Genomic DNA, 19,351 nt, shown 5'->3' on the forward strand with positions numbered 1-19,351 from the left:
TGCAGCATGGAAAGGTTGAATATTTCTCTGCTGGTTTTTTATGTAAAACGCATTTGATTCATTATACACGATTATATAGAATTAGTTGCTGATAATATTTTAGGAATCGTAAAAAATAATAACTGTATTTAGGAATCTATACGCCTATGGGAATGTAACACATATTCGATATTGCGAAACATGGAAAATAATGGACATTGCTGTTGGAAAAGGAGGAATCATGTATGATTTCACTATCAATATTGGACTACTCTCCTGTAGATGAAGGAAGCAATGACCGGATGGCACTGCAGCAAACGGCTGAGTTGGCACGTGCTGCAGATCGGCTGGGCTATCACCGTTTCTGGGTGTCGGAACATCATTATCTGCCGCCGCTTGCTGGCAGTAATCCGGAGTTGTTGATGATGCATCTGGCGAATCAGACAGAACATATTCGTATTGGCTCGGGCGGAGTAATGCTGCCCAATTATAGTGCCTACAAAATTGCAGAGAATTTCCGTATGCTGGAGGCACTACATCCGGGACGAATTGATCTCGGAGCCGGCAGAGCAGCCGGTGCGGGACGGATCGGCAAAAAGGCTCTGAATGAAGGTCGTACCGAAACGGTTCCTTATGAACAGCAGCTAATCGATCTGATTCGCTATCTGAATGACGAGGAACCTGCAGATCATCGCTTTCCAGGTCTCAAAGCAACGCCGGTGATTGATACGCAGCCCGAGCTGTGGATGCTGGGGACCGGCCGCGGAGGAGCTGAACTGGCGGCAGATCATGGAACCGGATTGGCTTTTGCCCATTTTATAAATGCATCATCTGTTGGACGTGCTGCAATGCAGCAGTACCAGGCTAATTTTCGTTCTTCTACTGCTTTGTCGGCGCCCCGAGGGATGGTGGGTATTTTCGTTACGGTTGCGGATACAGAGGAGGAGGCTGAGCAGCTGGCACGCAGCTGGGATTACTGGTTGCTGATGTCGGAGAATAAAGGACAGCGCCTACCCTTTTTTCCGTCTCCGGCAACTATTGAGTCGCATGATTACTCGACCAAGGATCTGGAAGTTATTGCCCGTAATCGCCGCCGGATGATTGTAGGTACAGCAGATAGCGTACGAGAAGGCATCGAAGAGTTGGCAGCAGATTATGCAGTGCAAGAAGTATTGCTGCTGCCGCTTATGTACGGATTTCATAACCGGATGCGCGCTATTGAACAGTTGGCCGCAGCTTTTGGACTGTCTCAGACGATGCAGCCCTTGTAATTAAGGTTTGGAACTACCCGGATTTGGGGTAAAGGAACATGTGAGTGTGTAAATTGATCCCGTAACGGAGATTACAGAGAGGGGCTTGCCAAGATGATGAAGTCTTTAACAATGAGCGCAGCTGCTGGGCTGCTGCTATCCGGCGTACTAGCAGGCTGCAGCGATACACAGGGAAGTAAAAGTAATGATCCGACTTCTGCCGCACAGAGTGCCTCGGAGTCCAAACCGGATGATACCGGACAGGATAACTCGAATCCGCAGACTACGGAAACCGATTATCGTCAGTATTCTTCCGATCCCAACAAAAGCAATCCCGACTCAGACTATAATGTAGTTGGTAAGTATGTAGCGGAGAATGAAGATACCATGACGCTGGATGTGAACGGCAAACAGCTGATCATTCCGAAAAGTAACTCGTACGAGCCAGCATCTGCTTTGCCGCCATCTACAGACCTTCCGGGTCAGCAGATTAGTGTAACCCTGAGTGCGCAAGATGGTAGCATCACTGTTGCCCAGCCTGCTGACAAAGCAGACGATGCGGATAACTCTCAACAGGATATCGTCGGTATGTATGTATCCCAGACCGATACACAGGTAGTTATCAAGCAGGGTGAAAAAGAGATGACTTATACCAAATCCGCTCAATATGAAGCACAAAAAGATCCGGATAATGAAAAGCTGGAAGGTACAACCGTACGTCTGGATCTGGACAAAGACGGCAATGTACTGCGTATTCGTACCCAGTATCAGGATGGCAGTACAGTAGGAGATTGAGTATTCACTAAAATATAGAGTGCTACAGGTTCGATATCTATGCAATCTAGACAGTGAACCGGGCAAGCGGACAGATAAGGATCTATTTAATAGAAACGAAATGGCCCTACCGGATACTTGATAATATAGAAGAAAAGCATACAAAAGCACCTGCCTTCAGAAGAGAGCAGGTGCTTTTGTATGCTTATTTATAGGAAGCTAATATTGAAAGATTGATTTAACTTTATCTTATTTGAAGAATTTTACGCGTTCTTCAACAGGCTGGTAGGTTTTCTCGCCAGCAGGAGCAGCTGGTTTACCGAAAGGCATTTGTGCAACCATTTGCCATTGAGCAGGGATGTTCCACGTGGATTTTACTTCTTCATCAATAATTGGGTTGTAATGCTGCAATGTAGCACCCAGACCCTCTGCTTCCAGAGCTGTCCAGATCACCAGTTGGAGCATGCCGTTAGCTTGTTGTCCCCACAGCGGGAAGTTATCACGATAAGCTTCGAATTGGTTTTGCAGGTTAGCGATGATGTCGGTATCTTCGAAGAACAGTACAGTTCCGTAACCGTTTTTGAACATATTCATTTTGTCGGCAGTGGATTGGAATACTTCTTCGTTGTTCACGATACCGCGCAGTGTCTCGGTCGTAATATCCCACAGACGATCATGCTGTTCGCCCAGCAGTACAACAACACGTGCGCTTTGGGAGTTGAAGGAAGATGGTGTATATTTAACAGCTTCTTCAACGATTTGTTGGATTTTGCTGTCTTCGATAGTGGATTCTTTGCTGATCACATAGATAGAGCGGCGGTTCTCAAGAGCTTTCATAAATTCAGTAGACATATTGATTAATCCTCCTCGATTATATGTAAATGTTTGTTACTTACTTTTTTAATGATACTACACATTTTTCATAAATCAACCCCTTTTTCGAAAAAAATCTTTATTTAGAGACAAAAAGTAAAAATAAGCAATGGATAAAAGAACAAAAAAATAGGAGAGTATAACAAAAAACTGATGACTGACACCTCGATAGCCGAATTGATCATAATGCAGCTATAGAGGTAATCAAATCGTCAGTTTTTAGGATAGTTATTAAAGCAACACGTCTGTGTGTAGTGCGGCAATCGACAGAATGATGTAACTACTTATGAATCGTGCGAATTACTCGTACAGTGATTCCAGTTCACTGATCAGGGAACCCACATAATCAGCAGCGGTGGAAATAGGCTCGGGACCGGACATATCTACACCAGCCAACTGCATCAGTTCCAGTGGAGGCAGTGATCCGCCTGCTTTGAGTGCAGTGAGCCAGCGATCTACAGCGGGTTGTCCTTCTTCACGAATACGCTGCATGGCTGCTGTCGAAGCAGTCAATCCGGCAGCATACGTATATGGATAGAGTCCCATGTAATAATGAGGCTGACGCATCCAGGTCAGGCGGGCACCTTCATCAATCTCGACAGTGTCTCCCCAGAAGCCGGACAGTACTTCGCCTTTGGTAGCAGACAGCCAATCTGCCGTAATTGCCTGTCCATGCATAGCGGCATCGTATACCCGGCGCTGAAGCTCGGCTTCCAGCAGATGGGTGACAAAGTTATGGTAATACGTGCTCAGCAGCTGCAAAATAACCCAGCGGCGCAATTGCTTGTCCTGTGAACTCTTCATAAGGTGATCTGCCAGCAGCAGTTCATTCATGGTAGATGGAGCTTCGATACAATAGAGTGATGGACGATAGTTGGACAGGCGCTGATTGCGTGCAGCCAGAGTCAGGTGTCCGGCATGTCCCAGTTCATGTGCCAGCGTAAATGCATTGCGCATATTGTCTGCCCATGCCATCAGAATATAGGAGTGCTCCCCATAGATGGAGGCGCAGAAGGCACCGGTTGATTTACCGGCATTATCTGCATAGTCGATCCAGCGGGAAGAGAATGCTTCTTCCATAATATCCATGTATTCCGGTCCCATGATCTGAAGGGCTTCCTTGACCGTATCTGCTGCCTCTGCAAAAGATACAGATGGATTATAGTCCGGGTCCAGCGGCGCTTTGAGATCACAAAATGTCATACGATCCAGTCCCAGCACGCGCTGTTTGAGTCGGGCAAGCCGCTGCATATGCGGTGCCAACTCCTGGAGCAGCACATTATGGATATTATTGTACATATCGCGTGTGACCTGCTGGGGCTGGAGCAGCATATCGGTGACTGATTCATAGCCGCGCAGACGGGACATTACGATCTGCTTTTTGACTTCGGTGGCATAGGTCTCGGCGATCGTATTGCGATACTGACGCAAGGTCTTGGTAAAGGAAGCAAAAGAACTACGCCGCAGTTCTGTATCCGGCGATACTTCATAAGCATTCTCATACAGCCGGAAAGAAACGGGCTGCACCTGTCCCTGCTGATCGGCAGCATCGTCAAATGTCATATCTGCAAGCTTGCTGCGCAGATAGATCCGGTAAGGCGCACCGGTCACTTCGCCCAGCGACGCCAGTGTTGCTTCTACATCGGGTGACAGACGGTGCGGACGCGTGTCCAGCAGCAGATTCAGGCTGCGTTCATATACGCCGAGTGCCGGGTATTCAGCGACATATTGATTAATAATGCCTTCGGACAGATCAAGGATTTCGGAATTAATCCAGGTCAGACGGGCATAGACAGCGGATAGTACATCGCCGGAACGGGCAGCACGGGCAATATTGGCAGGATTGGTTCCGTCCTCGGATTGCTGAAGACCTGCGTAATTGGCAGTTTTCATCGCTTTTTGCATCAGGGATTCTTCTTGTTCCAGACATTCGTATAACGTCCGCGCTGATTCACCAAGGCGCCCTTTGTAAGATTGAATATCTTCGGCAAGCTGCTGCAGAGCACGCAGATCTTTTTCCCAGTCAGATTCTGTTGCATAGAGATCACTTATATTCCAGGTTGAGGAGACAGGGACTTCGGAACGGGTCATTATTTTTGACATACGGTTTATTCCCTCCTGATATTATGTAAAATAAAATGCCATATCTTCATTATAGATGATAAAAATACAAAATAAAATTTGCGCAAGTATGGCATCAGCTGACAACGGACTGGGAAAAATGGAAGCGAAAGCGAGAAACTGGATATAAAAACAGCCCGATTCATCGAAATATGAACCGGACTGTCTGTTATCTGCACAATATTTAATCAGAAGGACTGAACGAGGATCTCAGCAAACTCTTCCAGGAACTTTTGATCTTGTTCGTCAAAACGGGATTTGAGCGGGCTGTCGATATCGATCACGCCAATCAGCTCGCCGTCTTTGACCAGTGGAACTACAATCTCGCTGTTGGATGCGGCATCACAGGCGATATGTCCCGGGAATTCATGTACGTCTGCAACAAGCATGGTACGGCGCTCGGCTGCGGATGTCCCGCATACCCCTTTGCCCAGCGGAATACGAATACAAGCCGGCAGACCCTGGAAGGGACCAAGTACCAGTTCTTTACCGTCATACAGATAAAAGCCTGCCCAGTTAGTATCGGTCAGGAACTGCTTCAGCAGTGCAGAAGCATTGGACAGATTGGCAATACGATTGGGTTCGTCGTGAATAAGGCCTTTGAGCTGGCTGAGTGCCATACTGTACTGTTCTTCACGAGAACCGGAATACGCTATATTTTCAAACATGGGATTCACCTTTTCGATATGAAATTTACAGCCCGACAGACTGTATACATGATGGCTGCATCTGTAGAAATGATCGCAGAACAGCGCATAGGGATAGTATACAGCTCACAGGTCTTTTTGCAAATGAAGATACGGTGTAGTCTATCGCAAAATGGTCGTTTAAGCTTGTAAGGTAAAATTTGGAATAAAGGTTGCTGAATATGTTTACCGGACGGGCGGCAGGGGTAAGTACAGCATGAATACCTTAAGGACAGAAAAGGCTCGATCTGCCGCGGCTATATCCCTGTTTGAACGAACTCTTAGCCAGGAATGGATACACGGCCTTCATACTTAACACATCACTGGAAGGAGAGAAGAGTATATGCACGCGGAGGTACAAAATCTTTTTATTCGAATTCATATGCTGCACCAGGCTACTCAGCATAAACTGACGATCAACGATATGCAGCCGATTCTGGAGAGTCATGGCTATCGTGTAGGGGATCGCGAAGTGAAGCAGGAACTGGAACATCTCACTACCGAGAATATGCTGACTGCCAACGGTGAGGAATACATGATCACCGGTACAGGTATCGGAGAACTCAAGGAAATTCGCAAACGGCTTTCGATGCTGTGCAGTGAAGTGGTCTCTCATCAGAGCGGCAACCTCCCTGAACGTACTCGCTCGGAACAGAAATCGTCTGTCGTCGTCTGATTGCTGGCTACCTATAGGTTAGCCATCTCCTTTCGCAAAAAGAGCGTATCCCGTAATGCATTATGGGGTACGCTCTTTTTGATGAATGGACATCGGCAGTACCAGGAGTGTATGCAGGGGATTGACGTGGCAGATGTTTTTCGTCAATATATGAATGTTCCGCTTGCTGGATAAAGTGGCGGATGTGGTGTGGAGAGAAAGGATGGATAGAAATACATGACTGTAACGAAAAACAAACCGGAGTCCCGTGGATTTCTCTACAGGATCGATCCATTGACCAAGTTGGTTATGCTGCTGTGCATCTCGGTGCTGGCTGTCCATATTGAACATGCACTGCCGCAGCTGCTGTTATTCGCAGTAGTGTGGATTGCCATAGCTATAGGTTCCGGTCAGCTGGTGAGTGGACCACTGATCAGGCTGCTGGCTGCGATAGGTATTCCGTACTTTGGATTGTCCATGCTGTCGGTCAGAGAAGGGGATATCTGGTGGCAATGGGGCGCATTGCAGCTGACTTCCGGAGGACTGGAATATGGCGCGGTGATGACGCTGCGTATTTTTATTCTGTGTCTGACTTCGATAGCGCTATCTGTAACGACCGATTACCGTGAACTGGTAGGCGCGTTGGTGCTGAAATTAAAAGTTCCTTATCGGTTTGCGTATGGACTGGCACTTGCATTGACCTTTTTGCCCCTGCTGCGCGAGGAAGCCCGGCTGGCACTGGCGGCTCGTCGTTTGCGTGGTCAGCGCAAAGCCCGTGGATGGGCTGCACTGCTGCAAACCAAAGACTATATGGGAGCAGTGTTTACTGGTTCGATTCGCCGTATTCAGCATATTGCAGGTGCTATGGAAGCCAAAGGATTCGGAGCCTACCCGGACCGTACCTTTTATCATTCTTTTGTTCTGCCATCATCGGCGCTATATTGGATGAGCGGTAGCATAGCGATCACGATAATGCTGTATATCATCTTGTAAAATAGGGATAAAGGTTGCTGATTATAGTGACGAGGAGAATTCATGTGATCAAAAGAACAAATAAAAATTTGACTTATTGTTATTGTTAACCTAAATTATTAATTGTAGTTAACAATGTCGATTTGAGGAGCGAAGTCTAGATATGAGTAATGTAATGAATCGCAGTGTAAATAAGACGCTGCAGTCGTTTACCACCATGGAGATTGTGCTTATGGCGCTGTTGGCTACTGCCAATGCGGTGATGACCATGTACCTGTCCGGGGTGAATCAACTGCTTAGCAGTATCGGTGGTCCGATTATGACGTCCAGTATTACCGGTCTGTATATGATCTACGGACTGCTGGCCTACTATATTATCCGCAAGCCGGGTACAGCTGTAATTACCTATGCACTGGGTGCACTGGTGCAATGCTTTGTTGGTACATCCTACGGAATTGCTTCGGCTTTGGCGGCGGCGTTCTGTTATATGGTGGTTGCGGAATTGATCTTCGGACTGCTGCGCTATCGCCGCTGGTCGATGGGTGTAATGATGCTCGTCGGTGGAGCAATGGTACCGATCTGGTTCCTGGTGGCAATCCAGATGTTTGGTTATTCCAAATGGGGGATGACTGTACTGGGCATCGCCATGATCGCACGTATCGCCAGTGGCGTAATTCTGTGCGGAATGCTGACGGTTATTTTTGGCAAAGCGATTGGCAAAACAGGGCTGCTGCGCCGATTTGCAGCCTTCTCGAGAGAACGCTAAAATGCCTACAAAACCTATTCCGTTCGTGCAGCTGAGCGGAGTATCCTATACTTATGAAGATAGTGATTCTCCTACGCTGGAACAGATTTCACTGGATGTTCAGGCAGGAGAATGGCTGACGATTATCGGCGCTAGCGGCAGTGGCAAATCGACACTTTGCCGGATAATGAACGGCCAGCTGCCCAGGATTGCTGGTGGACAGCGTAAAGGTAATGTACGTATTGATGATATGGACCCGGGTTCGGCAGAGCCGGGTCTGCTGGCGAGCCATATGGGTTCGCTGGGACAGGACCCGGATGCCGAGCTGGTAGTAGGTACGGTAGAAGACGAGATTGCATTTGGACCGGAGAATCTGCGTATTCCGGCAGAGGAAATCGGCCGCCGCATCGATCAATGGACAGAAGCACTGAATCTGCAACCGATTCGTCATGAATATATACACCAGCTGTCGGGTGGACAGCGTCAGCGTACCGCACTGGCATCCGTCATGTCACTGCAGCCGCAACTGCTTATTCTGGACGAGCCTGCCGCGAGTCTCGATCCGGCGGGCAAACAGGATCTGCTGCATATTATTGAACACTGGCATAGGGCCGGAGGGACGCTAATCACTGCATCTGCCCGCTGGGATGAGACGGTGATGAAGTGCAGTCGGGTCGTCATTTTAGCCAAAGGACGTATCGTTCTGGAAGGAACACCTGCTGAACTGCTGCTGCATCATCGTGAACGATTGGAGCAGCTGTATATTTTACCGCCCGATATTAACCAGGCTGCTGACCAAAAGGCTGCTATACAACCAGCTGGTGAACACGCCAATACAGACACGTATGCGGATACTTATGTACATGAGGCAACCGATCTATCTGCTTCTATTGCTTCTGCCGGAATGCAGGAAGATAAGAGTGAATTACGCCGTTCGGAGGGGAATGCGGCTGTACCTTCTGTATCTGGACAGCCTGTCGTAGAGGTTCGCGATCTGACGTACAGCTATTCTAGCGCTCTTCGTCCGGCATTGGCCAATGTACAATTTGCTCTGTATCCGGGAGAAATGGTAATGCTCTGCGGTGTCAACGGCTCTGGCAAAACTACATTAACTCGTCTGCTGTCAGGTCTATTGCAGCCGCCGGTACAAAGTATTTATCGTAAGGGTAAGGATACAGCCCGCCAGTCCATCTACGACCGAGCTGCAGATACCGGTTATGTATTCCAGCATCCGGATCATCAATGGGTAGCTGCAACCGTCTGGGAGGAGTGTGTCTATGGGATCCGCGCACATCTGAATCTGCGTCCACGCGATAGGTTGCCCGATTCATACGAGAAGGAAGCGGAAGACATGCTGAGATTTGCAGGATTGCTGGAGCGGCGTGACGATTCGCCATACAGCCTCGCTGGAGGACAGAAGCGTCTGCTGGCAGCAGTAAGCCAGTTCTTACTGCCACGTCCGCTGTACATCCTTGACGAACCGGGTTCGGCAGCTGATTACTTTACCATAGACCGTCTGCTCTATTTATGCCGCAGAGCGGTGAGTCAGGGAGCTGCTCTGCTGATTGTGACTCATGAGCCGGAGTTGTTCGCAGCGCCTGAAGTTCGCAAGCTTACGCTGGAACAGGGACGATTGATTGAAGATACCTATTCGTCATCTCGCTAATATAAAAAGCCATTTCCGTTTCCCGGCCTGTATGACGGCTAGTGAAACAGAAATGGCTTTTTTGGATATCCTGAAGTGTTGCGTAAATGCTTACTTACGCGCAGCAGGGGACAGACGCTCAGCTTCCATACCTAGTTTTTTGAGCAAATAGATCAGCTGTTCCTTTTCTTGCATATTCAAACCACCCAGCGCATAGCTGAGGCGTTCTTCATATTTGGGATAGATTTCATCCATCATATTGCGTCCGCGATCGGTCAGTTCGGCATAGATTACACGGCGATCGGTAGGGCATGGATGCCGGCGCAGAAGTCCGCCATGCTCTAATTTGTCGATAACATAGGTTACATTGCCGCTCTGCAGCAGTAGTTTGGCTCCGATTTGCTGAATAGGCTGTGCACCTTTGAAATATAATACTTCCATGACAGAAAAGGCAGTAGAGTTGAAGCCTTCGATTTTGCTTCCGGCGACAGCATGTTCACTTAAACTTTTGAAGGCCTTGGCGAAAACACGGTATAGATGCATGGATTGTTCGGTATTGTTCAGAGACATATTAATCATAATACAGTCACCCTTTCTGATGATGAGTTCTATAGAATCTATTGGTTAAAGTGATAAAAGCGGAACGTTAATCTAGTTTTATCTTATATCCATTTAAATTAGAAGAATATGTGATTTGTCACAATGCCGGGCATTTTAAATATTAAATTTAAATCTTAAATTGCATTTATGTAGAGAGACTGAGAGAACGTAAAAGCGTAAGTAGAGGGTGTGGATAACTATTTTTTTACAATTATAAGATAAAAATAACTGGAAATAGCTGGATTCCAATCTGTGTATTTTTTGTGGATAAGTGGATATAATTTGTGGATAACGTTGTGTATAAATAAACACTTTTAATGAAGGGGTGTTTTTTATGAATATTTTGCTCGAAATATACAAAGTATTTATAAAAAACGGCGAAAATCAAGTATTTACTCTTTTAACGATCTGCATAATTATATTTGCCTGTGTATAGAATGGCAGGAATTTACTGAAATCTATCCTCAGGCTGTGTATAACATGTTGATAACTTGGGGGTGAGCAGTTGATATCTAGTCCTAATTTGTGCATAGACTGTTGGTAACTGTTTTGAAGCTTTTACATAGAGATTGCACAAATATCCATTCCCGTTAACGCTGGAGCGGTAGAGTAATAGAAAGTCATTTGCCAACAATTACCTTTAAGGATATGAGTGAATATATGAATCGGAGACTAAATGCGATGAGAGATGATTCCGTGACGATCTGGCGTGAAGAGTATAGACCTGTAATTGAAGAGATTATGGCCAGTTTTCTCGACAGCCGTGGACGGATGATGGTCGCTGCACACCGTGGTAACTGGAAGCAGGCACCCGAAAATTCGCTGGCAGCGATTCAGTATTCAATTGTAGCCGGGGCAGATATGATCGAGATTGATGTACATCGTACATCCGATGGTGCTCTGGTGCTGATGCACGATGAGACTGTAGACCGGATGACAGATGGTACAGGCCGGATAGCCGATATGACGATTGCCGAGCTGCGAAGTCTTCGTTTGCGTCAGTATCAGGGCGGCCCTTGCCAGCCGCTGACCAATTATACAATTCCTACCCTGGAAGAAGCACTGATCCTGATTCGTGGCAAAGCGATGCTAAACCTTGATAAATGCTGGGATATCCGCGAAGAAGTATATGCTGCACTGCTGCGTACCGATACGGTAGATCATGTTCTGTTCAAAAGCAATGATTCTCCGGAAGAGGTGCAGTATTTTCTGCGAGATAAAATAAAACCTCCGCTGTACATGCATATTCTGGACTCCACCAATGAGCCGTTGGTACACAATCTGGAGCTTCTGTTTGACCGGATACGTCCGCAGGCGGTGGAGATCTGCTTTGAACAGGAAGATAGTGTACTGATTCAACCTTCTGTCCTGCAGGAGATCAGAGAGCGGAATTGCCGATTGTGGGTGAATACGATGTGGGATTCACTCTGCGGCGGACATACGGATGGAGCATCGCTGATTGATCCCGAACAGGGCTGGCAGTGGCATCGGGAGCGGGGCTTCAATATGATCCAAACAGATTACACGGAAGCATTGATTCGCTACCTCAATGAGCAGCAGGGTACTTATGGATGGCAAGGATAACCTGCTGGCTGGATAAACTTGATTTTAAATGAAGCTCTGAACAGTAGAGTAACAAAAGGTTACTCATAAAGAATTAGTCAGATGCTTACTGTGACCGGTATTGAATATAGTCCTGACAAGAAAAACCCTCTGCAAGTGCAAAGGGTTTTTTGATTAATCTATTATTCTTTCTTGTACAAGAACGGAACCTGTATTCTGTTCAGCATCATAACTTTTGATGATTAATCGATCAGAAGTGACCACGTGATTGCCTTGAACAGTTACGACATTCTTCTATTTATAGAAGAAAGATCGTTTATTTCATTACTATATGGCTATTCATCCGATATTACTTGCTGTACTCGTGTATAGCTTCCGCAGCACTTTTGCCGGCAGTATGACCGGTAGTGAAAGCCGCTGTAATATTGTAGCCGCCTGTATAACCGTGAATATCCAGCACTTCCCCGCAGAAATACAGTCCTTGCGTCAATTTGGATTCCATCGTCTGTGGATTGATCTCCTTGAGATTCACACCGCCGCCGGTTACAAAGGCTTCCTTGAGTGACAGTGTACCATTGGCTGCAATCGGGAACTGCTTGATCAGGCGGGCCATATCCATCCACTGTTGTCTTGGAATGTTATGGTAGGTCAGATCTTCGGGCAGACCCACGCGCTGCAGAATAAGCGGGATCAGCCGCTCGGGAATATAACCTTTGAGCACATTTTTGATGGCTTTTTTGGATTCCTGTTCAGCGATCTGCAGGGTCTCCCGGTAGATGTCATCGGCTGTCTTGTCCGGGAAAATATCCAGAGTAATCTGTACCGAAGTGACCGGGAACTTTTTGAGTGCTTTGACGACATACTGGCTGCATCGTAGAGCCGCCGGACCGGAAATACCAAAGTGGGTAAACAGCATGTCGCCATCATGGGTGACCAGCTTTTTACCTTTGGGATTCCATACCGTCAGGCTGATATCACGCAGGGACAATCCCTGCAGCTCTTTGCTCTGGATAAAAGATTCCGGCGAGGTGATTGGCACCTCGGTCGGATACAGCTCGGTAATAGTATGACCCGCCTGTTCCGCCCATGGATAGCCGTCTCCTTCGGAGCCGGTCTGGGGAACAGATTTGCCGCCTACGGCAATAATCACTGCACGGCTGCGGATGACTTCGCCGGAGCGCAGGCGTATACCGTATACCTGTCCATCTTCGTATAATACTTCTGCTACCGGACTGTTCACCCGGATATCCACGCCCTGGGCGCGCACCCGATTTACCAGTGCATCCACAACCGTTTTGGCTTTGTCCGTAACCGGGAACATACGCCCATTATCTTCTTCCTTGAGGGCAATACCCATATCTTCAAAGAAACGCATAATATCCGTATTGCTGAATTTAGCGAGAGCACTGTGCAGAAATCGTCCATTACCGGGAATGTATTTGATCAGCTCGTCAATTTCTTTGGCATTGGTTACATTGCAGCGACCGCCGCCGGAAATCCCCAGCTTGCGTCCCAATTTGTTGCCTTTATCCACCAGCAGTACGCTGGCACCGTCTTCGCTGGCAGCTACACTGGCCATAAGACCTGCAGAGCCGCCGCCTATTACAATAATATCGTATTTCAAATGGTATCTTTCCTTTTTATCTGATGTCATAACTTACTATTTTAATATACCATTAATACAGGATGAAAAACGGCTAATCTTCAAGGTTTTCGGCAGTTTCGGCATCTCGTTGCAAAGGAAAAGGCCGGAGCGCAACGATTCTGTTTATAATTGGTATTATTAGGGGTATTGTATAAGTGGTTTGAAAATGCTGGGTCAACATACTATATATTGTAATGTTTGGCTTGCTATGCTTTAATCGAATTACGACAGAGAGAGAGGGAGGGGCACATCATTATTATTGCAGTGAAGGAAATCCTGCTGCAAATGCTGGCTGTAGGATCTGCCGTGTTTTTGTTCTCGAACATCGTGGAACGCAGCGGCGATGACTCCCTGCACAGTGTACGATTGACCTGGCGGGGATATTCCCCGATTCTTGTGCTCTCGTCTGCGTTTAGCATTGTGGTCTGCTGGATACTCTCCATTTATAGTGCAATTACACTCGAGATTCAGATGAGCCTTGTAGCTCTGGTAATTGGAGTGCTCTACATAGGGGCTGCACGCGGAGTTCTGCTGCTCATTCTGGAGACGCTTATGTATCTTGTATTTGGTTCGGGTAGCGGAGCCATTGACTTTCTCGTCCATAGTGGTGTGTTATTATACCCTGCTGCTGCACTATGCTCGCCTCTATTCCTTCAATCTTCACTTCGCAAAAAACGACTCATTACAGCGCTGCTTATTTTGTTAAGTGCCATGCTGACAATGCTGGCTGCAGCTCTTCGTATGCGGCTGCACAATCTGGATACGGCCACCTGGTGGGTAATATTGTTTATTGTCGGAGCGGCGATTGTTGCAGGCAGTTATTCAATCCAGACGATAGAACGCATCATGGAACGCAAGCAACTGAACCAGCAAATGCTGAATCTGTCCAACCGTGTCATTACGGAAGCAGAGAAGCTGCGTCAGATTATGAATGTTGCACCTATGATGATTACATCTATTGATGCAGACGGACAGATTACGGCGATTAACGAGAATGCTCTGAAGATTCTCCGGCGATCGGTGCCCGATATTACACGCGAGACAGCGCTTGGTATTAACCTGTTGCATCTGGATGACAAGACGATTACTCCTGGATTGCAGCAGACGATAAGTATTATTCGCCGCATGTCGGAGGAACAGCATGTTCATAATGAACTGATGCGTCTGGAATACGGAACTTTCTATATTAGTGTCGCGCCAATTCACCAGTTACCGGATCATAATCTGACTGGTGCAGTCATTATCGCTCAGGATATCACGGAGGTAGAACGATTGCGCAATGAACTGAGTCATGTCGAACAGCTTAGCCTGGTTGGCAAGATGGCTGCGAGCATTACACATGAGATCCGCAATCCGATGGCTGTCGTTCGCGGTTTTCTCCAATTAATGCGTGAGAAAAGTCCATCGTCTCTTGATCATTATTATCTGATTGTGATGGATGAACTGGATCGTGCGAACAGTATTATCAATGACTTTCTGTCCCTGGCGCAGAATCGAATCGTGGAAAAGCAGCTCTACAGTCTGCATGCCATTATCGAGGAACTGCTGCCCTTGTTATGGGCCGATGCTAACCTGCGTGGACAGTCAATTACCTTTATCCCCGGTCAAAATGTGCCACGGCTGGATCTGAACTCCAAAGAGATCAAACAGCTGATTCTCAACCTGGCACGCAATGGCATGGAAGCAATGGAGGATAAGGGCGAATTGGTTATCGAGACAGAAGCCACAGCCAGCGAGGTCATTATGCGTATCCGTGATACCGGACCGGGCATCCCGCAGGAGAAGCTGGACAAGTTGTTCGAGCCTTTTTATACAACCAAGTCCAAAGGAACGGGACTGGGATTATCCCTGTGCCTCAGCATTGTGGAGCGTCACCAAGGGCGTATCGTAGTCGATTCGGTAGAGGGGGAAGGAACGACTTTTTCTGTTATTTTCTCTCATGCTTTTGGATCAAAGGAAACGGAGCCGGAAGAGCCAAGCTGACAATTACGACTGTTCTCTGATAAAGAGAATAGCAAGGTTCGTAGTACATGAATTTGAATGTATATTTCAGAAAATTTCGCAGGAATCCCGTTCTGTTCATTGGTATTATCGGGCAACCTGTGTATAATATAAGTTAATGCTTATTAAAAGTAAGGAGTGAATAAGATGTCCATGTCATTTGATCAATATATGAGAGATATGGTTCAGCCGATGCGTGACGAGCTGACCAGCATCGGAATTACCGAGCTGCGCACACCTGAAGAGGTAGAAGCGAGCCTGGATAATGCTTCCGGTACATCACTGGTTGTTATCAACTCCGTCTGCGGATGCGCAGCTGGACAATGTCGTCCGGGTGTTGCCCATGCCCTGCAGGGTAGCGTGAAGCCGGATCATCTGTATACAGTATTCGCTGGTCAGGACAAAGAAGCCACTGCCAAAGCGCGTGAGTACTTTGCTCCATTCCCACCATCTTCCCCGTCGATTGCACTGCTCAAAGACGGCGAACTGGTTCATTTTATCGAGCGTCATCAGATCGAGAATCATTCGGCTGAAGATATTGCAGCAGCACTGAACGATGCTTTCGAGAAGTACTGCCAGTAATCATCCGTTTTTTGTAATGAACATCCTGCACCTGTCACCTTATGTGATGGTTGCAGGATGTTTGTGTTTTGGGTATATATAAATAGAATGAATGCTGTGCTGGTGATATCACCAGGTGATATCCTGCTGCAGATTGTCATTTTAGTGCAGACAGGATCAGTACAGCCGCAGGACAGATCAGAATAGTCGAAGGAGTGGATGACGAATATGAGTATGCAGCAGCAAATTATTGATGACCTGAAAGTACAACCTACAATCGAACCGGACGCGGAGATTCGCAAACGTGTGGATTTCCTCAAGTCCTACATTGAGAAATCCGGTTCCAACGGACTTCTGATTGCGATCAGCGGCGGAATCGACAGCGCAGTCGCTGCCGGACTGTGCAAGCGCGCAACAGACGAGCTCAGTGAATCGACTGGCAAGGAATACAAAACGGTTGGTGTGTTCCAGCCATATGGTTCCCAGGTCGATATTCATGACAGCTATGCAACTGCTGAAGCTTTTGACATGAAGTACAAAGTCGAGACCAATGTACAAAAAGGCGTAGATGCGATCGAAGAAATCGTGAACAGTGTGATGCCGCAGCTGGAGCAGGAAGAAATCACTCCACAGGCCAAAGGAAATATCAAAGCCAGAACACGTATGGTAGTTCAATACGGTATCGCCAATGCACTGAATCTGCTGGTCGTTGGTACGGATCATGCCTCCGAAGCGATCACGGGCTTCTTTACCAAATACGGTGATGGAGCAGTCGACATTACACCACTGAGCAGCCTGAACAAACGTCAGGTACGTCAGCTGGCATCTCATCTGGGCGTTCCTCAGTCTATTCTGGACAAAGCTCCTACAGCAGGTCTGTGGGAAAATCAGACGGATGAGACTGAACTTGGTATCAGCTATGCCGACAACAGTGACTATCTGGAAGGCAAAACCATTGCTCCGGCAGTAGCGGAAAAATTGGAGTCGTATTACAAGCGTACAGCACACAAACGCGATCCGATTCCGGGTATTTAATATCTTTATCCAATAGACTGCTATAAGCTGCTGTAAGGCAGGGAGTTATCTGAAGATCAGGCAGCCTATGGTGTTGTGAAATGAAATAAAAGAATTACAAGATCCAAAGGGGACAGCCTTATCCATCGTGGGAGGGCTGTCCTTTTTGATGAGGAAAAGAAGACTTGGATGAATACATCCGGTACTGGAGATTTATCCCGTAACCTCTGTTACAATAAAGAAATCCAATCATGCAGGAGGTAGAGCAACCTTGATCTATGGAGTCGGGCATGATGTACTTGAGATCAAACGGCTGTCCATTCTGATCAGCGGTCCACAGGGAGAGAAATTCATGAACCGTGTGCTGACAGAGCAGGAACTCGCCATCTCCAGAACCAAAGGCGCCAAGTTAAATGAATTCGTCGCCGGTCGCTTCGCTGCGAAGGAAGCGATCACCAAAGCTTTTGGCTGCGGAATTGGTCGAACGATTAATTTTACCGATATGGAAATACTGCCGGATGCCCTTGGCAAACCGGTCGTCCAGCTGTCTCAGGCCGCCTGGGACAGGCTTGATCTGGAAGGTGGAGCGGCAGCCTATCATGTACATTTGAGCATTTCGCATCAGACAGAGATTGCTTCGGCATTCGCTGTCGTAGAGAGAATACAGGCTTAACAAGGGAGAATCAGAATGTCCAATATAACAGCAGAACAGGAAGCAAAACGTTACTTCAGCCGCGAACTGCTGGCGTGGTATGACGAACACAAACGGGATCTGCCCTGGCGGCGCAGCCGGAATCCGTACCATATCTGGATCTCGGAGATTATGCTCCAGCAGACCCGCGTAGATACAGTCATTCCTTATTTTTTACGCTTTGTAGAGAAGTTCCCGACCGTCGAGATTCTGGCCAATGCCCCGGAAGAAGAAGTGCTGAAATGCTGGGAGGGGCTGGGTTACTACTCACGCGCCCGCAATATTCAGTCTGCTGCCAAGCAGGTAGTGGAGCGTCACGGCGGAATTGTACCGGATACACCGGAAGAAATATCTGCTCTCAAGGGCATTGGTCCCTATACGGCAGGTGCCGTACTCAGTATTGCCTACAATGTACCGGTACCTGCTGTTGATGGCAATGTGATGCGTGTACTGTCACGTTACTTCTGTCTGGAAGATGATATCGCCAAAAATCCAACCCGTATCAAGATGGAAAAGCTGGCCGGGGAGTTAATTCCTGCAGGCAGAGCTTCCGACTTTAACCAGGCTCTGATGGAGCTGGGGGCATTGATCTGTACACCCAAGTCTCCGCACTGTCTGACCTGTCCGGTGATGAAGCATTGCAAGGGACGGATCAATGGCATGGAAGAGCAGCTGCCCGTGAAGACCAAAGCCAAGCCGCCGCGTCCAGAGCATCGTCTGCTGGCTGTTATTGAAGGCCAAGGAGAGCATGCCGGCAAAGTACTGATCCGTCAGCGGCCAGCGACAGGACTGCTGGCTCGGATGTGGGAGCTGCCGCATGTGATTGCAGAAGAATCCAAAAAAGCCGGCGCCGGAGCGAATCTGTCCGAAGAAGCTGCTATGCAGCGGCTGAGTATGGCGCTGCACAATGAAGGTGTAGAGGTACGTCCCGGAGAAGCATGGATGACAGCCGAGCACACATTTAGCCATATTCAGTGGTATATGAGGGTATTCCTCTGTACCGAAGCCAATGCAGTAGACAATCAGATCGAGCAGGACGCATCCGTTTCTCGTTCTGTTGATGAGCTGACCAGACTATCTGATGAAAAAGCAGAATCTGCATCCGCATTGCATAATGATGCGAAGACGGATATTTCTGATCGCCAGCCACCGCTGAACAAGGTACAGGAACCGGAGCAGGCGACGCTCGATATCAAGCTGTCCGGAGCTACAGCCGAGAGTCTGGAGCATATTCGTCAGCAGCTGGCTGCAAGTGCTGCAACGGATATTGTGGATCCGATCAGCCAGGTCGCTGAACAGCAGGAAGTGTATGCTGCTGTACCGAGTACGCTGCTCGGTGAAGCTTTTGCTTACGATTATCGCTGGATCAGCCAGGAAGACATGGAAAAGTACGCTTTTCCCAATCTATTCCTGAAGATTTTGCAGCAGTATTTCAAAGAGAAATAAATGAGATAGACCCATACAAATAGGATGAATCCCTGCCGGATACACTCGGCAGGGATTTTTGATATACCGGAAGCAGTAATATGGAGAAGATGTAACTGATTAGCTATTCTCGGAGCCGGGTACTCGTTAG

The 19,351-nt window shown here is 47.6% G+C and carries 16 protein-coding genes and 1 pseudogene; 12 read left to right on the forward strand and 5 right to left on the reverse strand.

Going from position 1 to position 19,351, the window contains the following annotated elements:
• The first annotated feature begins 224 nt into the window (after positions 1 to 224).
• Both H065_RS0108500 and H065_RS0108505 read left to right on the forward strand, forming a co-directional pair.
• Positions 225 to 1,250, forward strand: coding sequence for an LLM class flavin-dependent oxidoreductase (locus H065_RS0108500; protein ID WP_017812616.1), 1,026 nt, complete (start codon positions 225 to 227; stop codon positions 1,248 to 1,250).
• 93 nt (positions 1,251 to 1,343) lie between these two features.
• Positions 1,344 to 2,024, forward strand: coding sequence for a hypothetical protein (locus H065_RS0108505; protein ID WP_017812617.1), 681 nt, complete (start codon positions 1,344 to 1,346; stop codon positions 2,022 to 2,024).
• Positions 2,025 to 2,252: 228 nt separating this feature from the next.
• Here H065_RS0108505 and H065_RS0108510 read toward each other — a convergent pair whose 3' ends face one another.
• The 3 genes from H065_RS0108510 to msrC all read right to left on the reverse strand — a co-directional run bounded on the left by H065_RS0108510 (position 2,253) and on the right by msrC (position 5,665).
• A complete protein-coding gene (locus H065_RS0108510; protein ID WP_017812618.1) occupies positions 2,253 to 2,855 on the reverse strand; it encodes a nitroreductase family protein in 603 nt (200 codons plus the stop codon).
• 321 nt (positions 2,856 to 3,176) lie between these two features.
• On the reverse strand, positions 3,177 to 4,979 hold the full coding sequence (gene pepF / locus H065_RS0108515; RefSeq protein ID WP_017812619.1) for an oligoendopeptidase F: 1,803 nt from the start codon (positions 4,977 to 4,979) through the stop codon (positions 3,177 to 3,179).
• Positions 4,980 to 5,185: 206 nt separating this feature from the next.
• Positions 5,186 to 5,665, reverse strand: coding sequence for a free L-methionine (R)-S-oxide reductase MsrC (msrC, locus tag H065_RS0108520; protein WP_017812620.1), 480 nt, complete (start codon positions 5,663 to 5,665; stop codon positions 5,186 to 5,188).
• 361 nt (positions 5,666 to 6,026) lie between these two features.
• On the opposite strand from msrC, the gene H065_RS0108525 reads away from it, so the two are divergent.
• From H065_RS0108525 to H065_RS0108540, 4 genes are all read left to right on the forward strand, one after another.
• The gene (locus H065_RS0108525; RefSeq protein WP_017812621.1) at positions 6,027 to 6,359 is read left to right on the forward strand and encodes a hypothetical protein; all 333 of its coding nucleotides are present in this window, start codon (positions 6,027 to 6,029) and stop codon (positions 6,357 to 6,359) included.
• 216 nt (positions 6,360 to 6,575) lie between these two features.
• Complete coding sequence (locus H065_RS25580) at positions 6,576 to 7,331, forward strand: energy-coupling factor transporter transmembrane component T family protein (RefSeq protein WP_017812622.1); 756 nt, start codon at positions 6,576 to 6,578, stop codon at positions 7,329 to 7,331.
• A 142-nt stretch (positions 7,332 to 7,473) separates the two neighbouring features.
• Complete coding sequence (locus H065_RS0108535; protein ID WP_017812623.1) at positions 7,474 to 8,076, forward strand: ECF transporter S component; 603 nt, start codon at positions 7,474 to 7,476, stop codon at positions 8,074 to 8,076.
• 1 nt (position 8,077) lies between these two features.
• On the forward strand, positions 8,078 to 9,721 hold the full coding sequence (locus H065_RS0108540) for an ABC transporter ATP-binding protein (RefSeq protein WP_017812624.1): 1,644 nt from the start codon (positions 8,078 to 8,080) through the stop codon (positions 9,719 to 9,721).
• A gap of 90 nt (positions 9,722 to 9,811) precedes the next feature.
• Here the strand turns inward: H065_RS0108540 and H065_RS0108545 are convergent, their stop codons facing one another.
• Positions 9,812 to 10,279, reverse strand: coding sequence for a MarR family winged helix-turn-helix transcriptional regulator (locus tag H065_RS0108545; protein ID WP_017812625.1), 468 nt, complete (start codon positions 10,277 to 10,279; stop codon positions 9,812 to 9,814).
• A gap of 702 nt (positions 10,280 to 10,981) precedes the next feature.
• Here H065_RS0108545 and H065_RS25585 point away from each other — a divergent pair.
• Positions 10,982 to 11,884, forward strand: a complete 903-nt coding sequence (locus H065_RS25585; protein ID WP_017812626.1) for a glycerophosphodiester phosphodiesterase family protein — start codon at positions 10,982 to 10,984, stop codon at positions 11,882 to 11,884.
• A gap of 328 nt (positions 11,885 to 12,212) precedes the next feature.
• On the opposite strand, the gene H065_RS0108555 is transcribed toward H065_RS25585, so the two are convergent.
• On the reverse strand, positions 12,213 to 13,487 hold the full coding sequence (locus H065_RS0108555) for a BaiN/RdsA family NAD(P)/FAD-dependent oxidoreductase (RefSeq protein ID WP_017812627.1): 1,275 nt from the start codon (positions 13,485 to 13,487) through the stop codon (positions 12,213 to 12,215).
• Between the two features lie 285 nt (positions 13,488 to 13,772).
• Here H065_RS0108555 and H065_RS0108560 point away from each other — a divergent pair, with 285 nt between their 5' ends.
• From H065_RS0108560 to mutY, 5 genes and pseudogenes are all read left to right on the forward strand, one after another.
• Positions 13,773 to 15,491, forward strand: coding sequence for an ATP-binding protein (locus H065_RS0108560; protein WP_017812628.1), 1,719 nt, complete (start codon positions 13,773 to 13,775; stop codon positions 15,489 to 15,491).
• Between the two features lie 165 nt (positions 15,492 to 15,656).
• Positions 15,657 to 16,091 carry a BrxA/BrxB family bacilliredoxin gene (locus H065_RS0108565; RefSeq protein WP_017812629.1) on the forward strand — a complete coding sequence of 145 codons (435 nt, stop codon included), beginning with the start codon at positions 15,657 to 15,659 and terminating at the stop codon, positions 16,089 to 16,091.
• A 207-nt stretch (positions 16,092 to 16,298) separates the two neighbouring features.
• Positions 16,299 to 17,105, forward strand: a complete 807-nt coding sequence (gene nadE, locus H065_RS0108575; RefSeq protein ID WP_017812631.1) for an NAD(+) synthase — start codon at positions 16,299 to 16,301, stop codon at positions 17,103 to 17,105.
• A 250-nt stretch (positions 17,106 to 17,355) separates the two neighbouring features.
• Positions 17,356 to 17,757: a holo-ACP synthase gene (gene acpS / locus H065_RS0108580; RefSeq protein ID WP_017812632.1), complete on the forward strand. Its 402-nt coding sequence runs from the start codon at positions 17,356 to 17,358 to the stop codon at positions 17,755 to 17,757.
• Between the two features lie 15 nt (positions 17,758 to 17,772).
• Positions 17,773 to 18,768 (forward strand): annotated as a pseudogene (mutY, locus tag H065_RS0108585) (A/G-specific adenine glycosylase); the annotation flags it as partial.
• Positions 18,769 to 19,351 lie beyond the last annotated feature (583 nt).

It is taken from the genome of Paenibacillus shenyangensis, assembly GCF_000346635.1.
GTDB lineage: Bacteria > Bacillota > Bacilli > Paenibacillales > Paenibacillaceae > Saccharibacillus > Saccharibacillus dauci.

Coding starts and splice junctions, on each gene's coding strand:
- H065_RS0108505 (WP_017812617.1), top strand. CDS start 1,344: ATGATGAAGTCTTTAACAATGAGCGCAGCTGCTGGGCTGCTGCTATCC.
- H065_RS0108565 (WP_017812629.1), top strand. CDS start 15,657: ATGTCCATGTCATTTGATCAATATATGAGAGATATGGTTCAGCCGATG.
- H065_RS0108510 (WP_017812618.1), bottom strand. CDS start 2,855: ATGTCTACTGAATTTATGAAAGCTCTTGAGAACCGCCGCTCTATCTAT.
- H065_RS0108540 (WP_017812624.1), top strand. CDS start 8,078: ATGCCTACAAAACCTATTCCGTTCGTGCAGCTGAGCGGAGTATCCTAT.
- H065_RS25585 (WP_017812626.1), top strand. CDS start 10,982: ATGAGAGATGATTCCGTGACGATCTGGCGTGAAGAGTATAGACCTGTA.
- H065_RS0108535 (WP_017812623.1), top strand. CDS start 7,474: ATGAGTAATGTAATGAATCGCAGTGTAAATAAGACGCTGCAGTCGTTT.
- nadE (WP_017812631.1), top strand. CDS start 16,299: ATGAGTATGCAGCAGCAAATTATTGATGACCTGAAAGTACAACCTACA.
- H065_RS0108545 (WP_017812625.1), bottom strand. CDS start 10,279: ATGATTAATATGTCTCTGAACAATACCGAACAATCCATGCATCTATAC.
- pepF (WP_017812619.1), bottom strand. CDS start 4,979: ATGTCAAAAATAATGACCCGTTCCGAAGTCCCTGTCTCCTCAACCTGG.
- H065_RS0108500 (WP_017812616.1), top strand. CDS start 225: ATGATTTCACTATCAATATTGGACTACTCTCCTGTAGATGAAGGAAGC.
- H065_RS0108525 (WP_017812621.1), top strand. CDS start 6,027: ATGCACGCGGAGGTACAAAATCTTTTTATTCGAATTCATATGCTGCAC.
- H065_RS25580 (WP_017812622.1), top strand. CDS start 6,576: ATGACTGTAACGAAAAACAAACCGGAGTCCCGTGGATTTCTCTACAGG.
- msrC (WP_017812620.1), bottom strand. CDS start 5,665: ATGTTTGAAAATATAGCGTATTCCGGTTCTCGTGAAGAACAGTACAGT.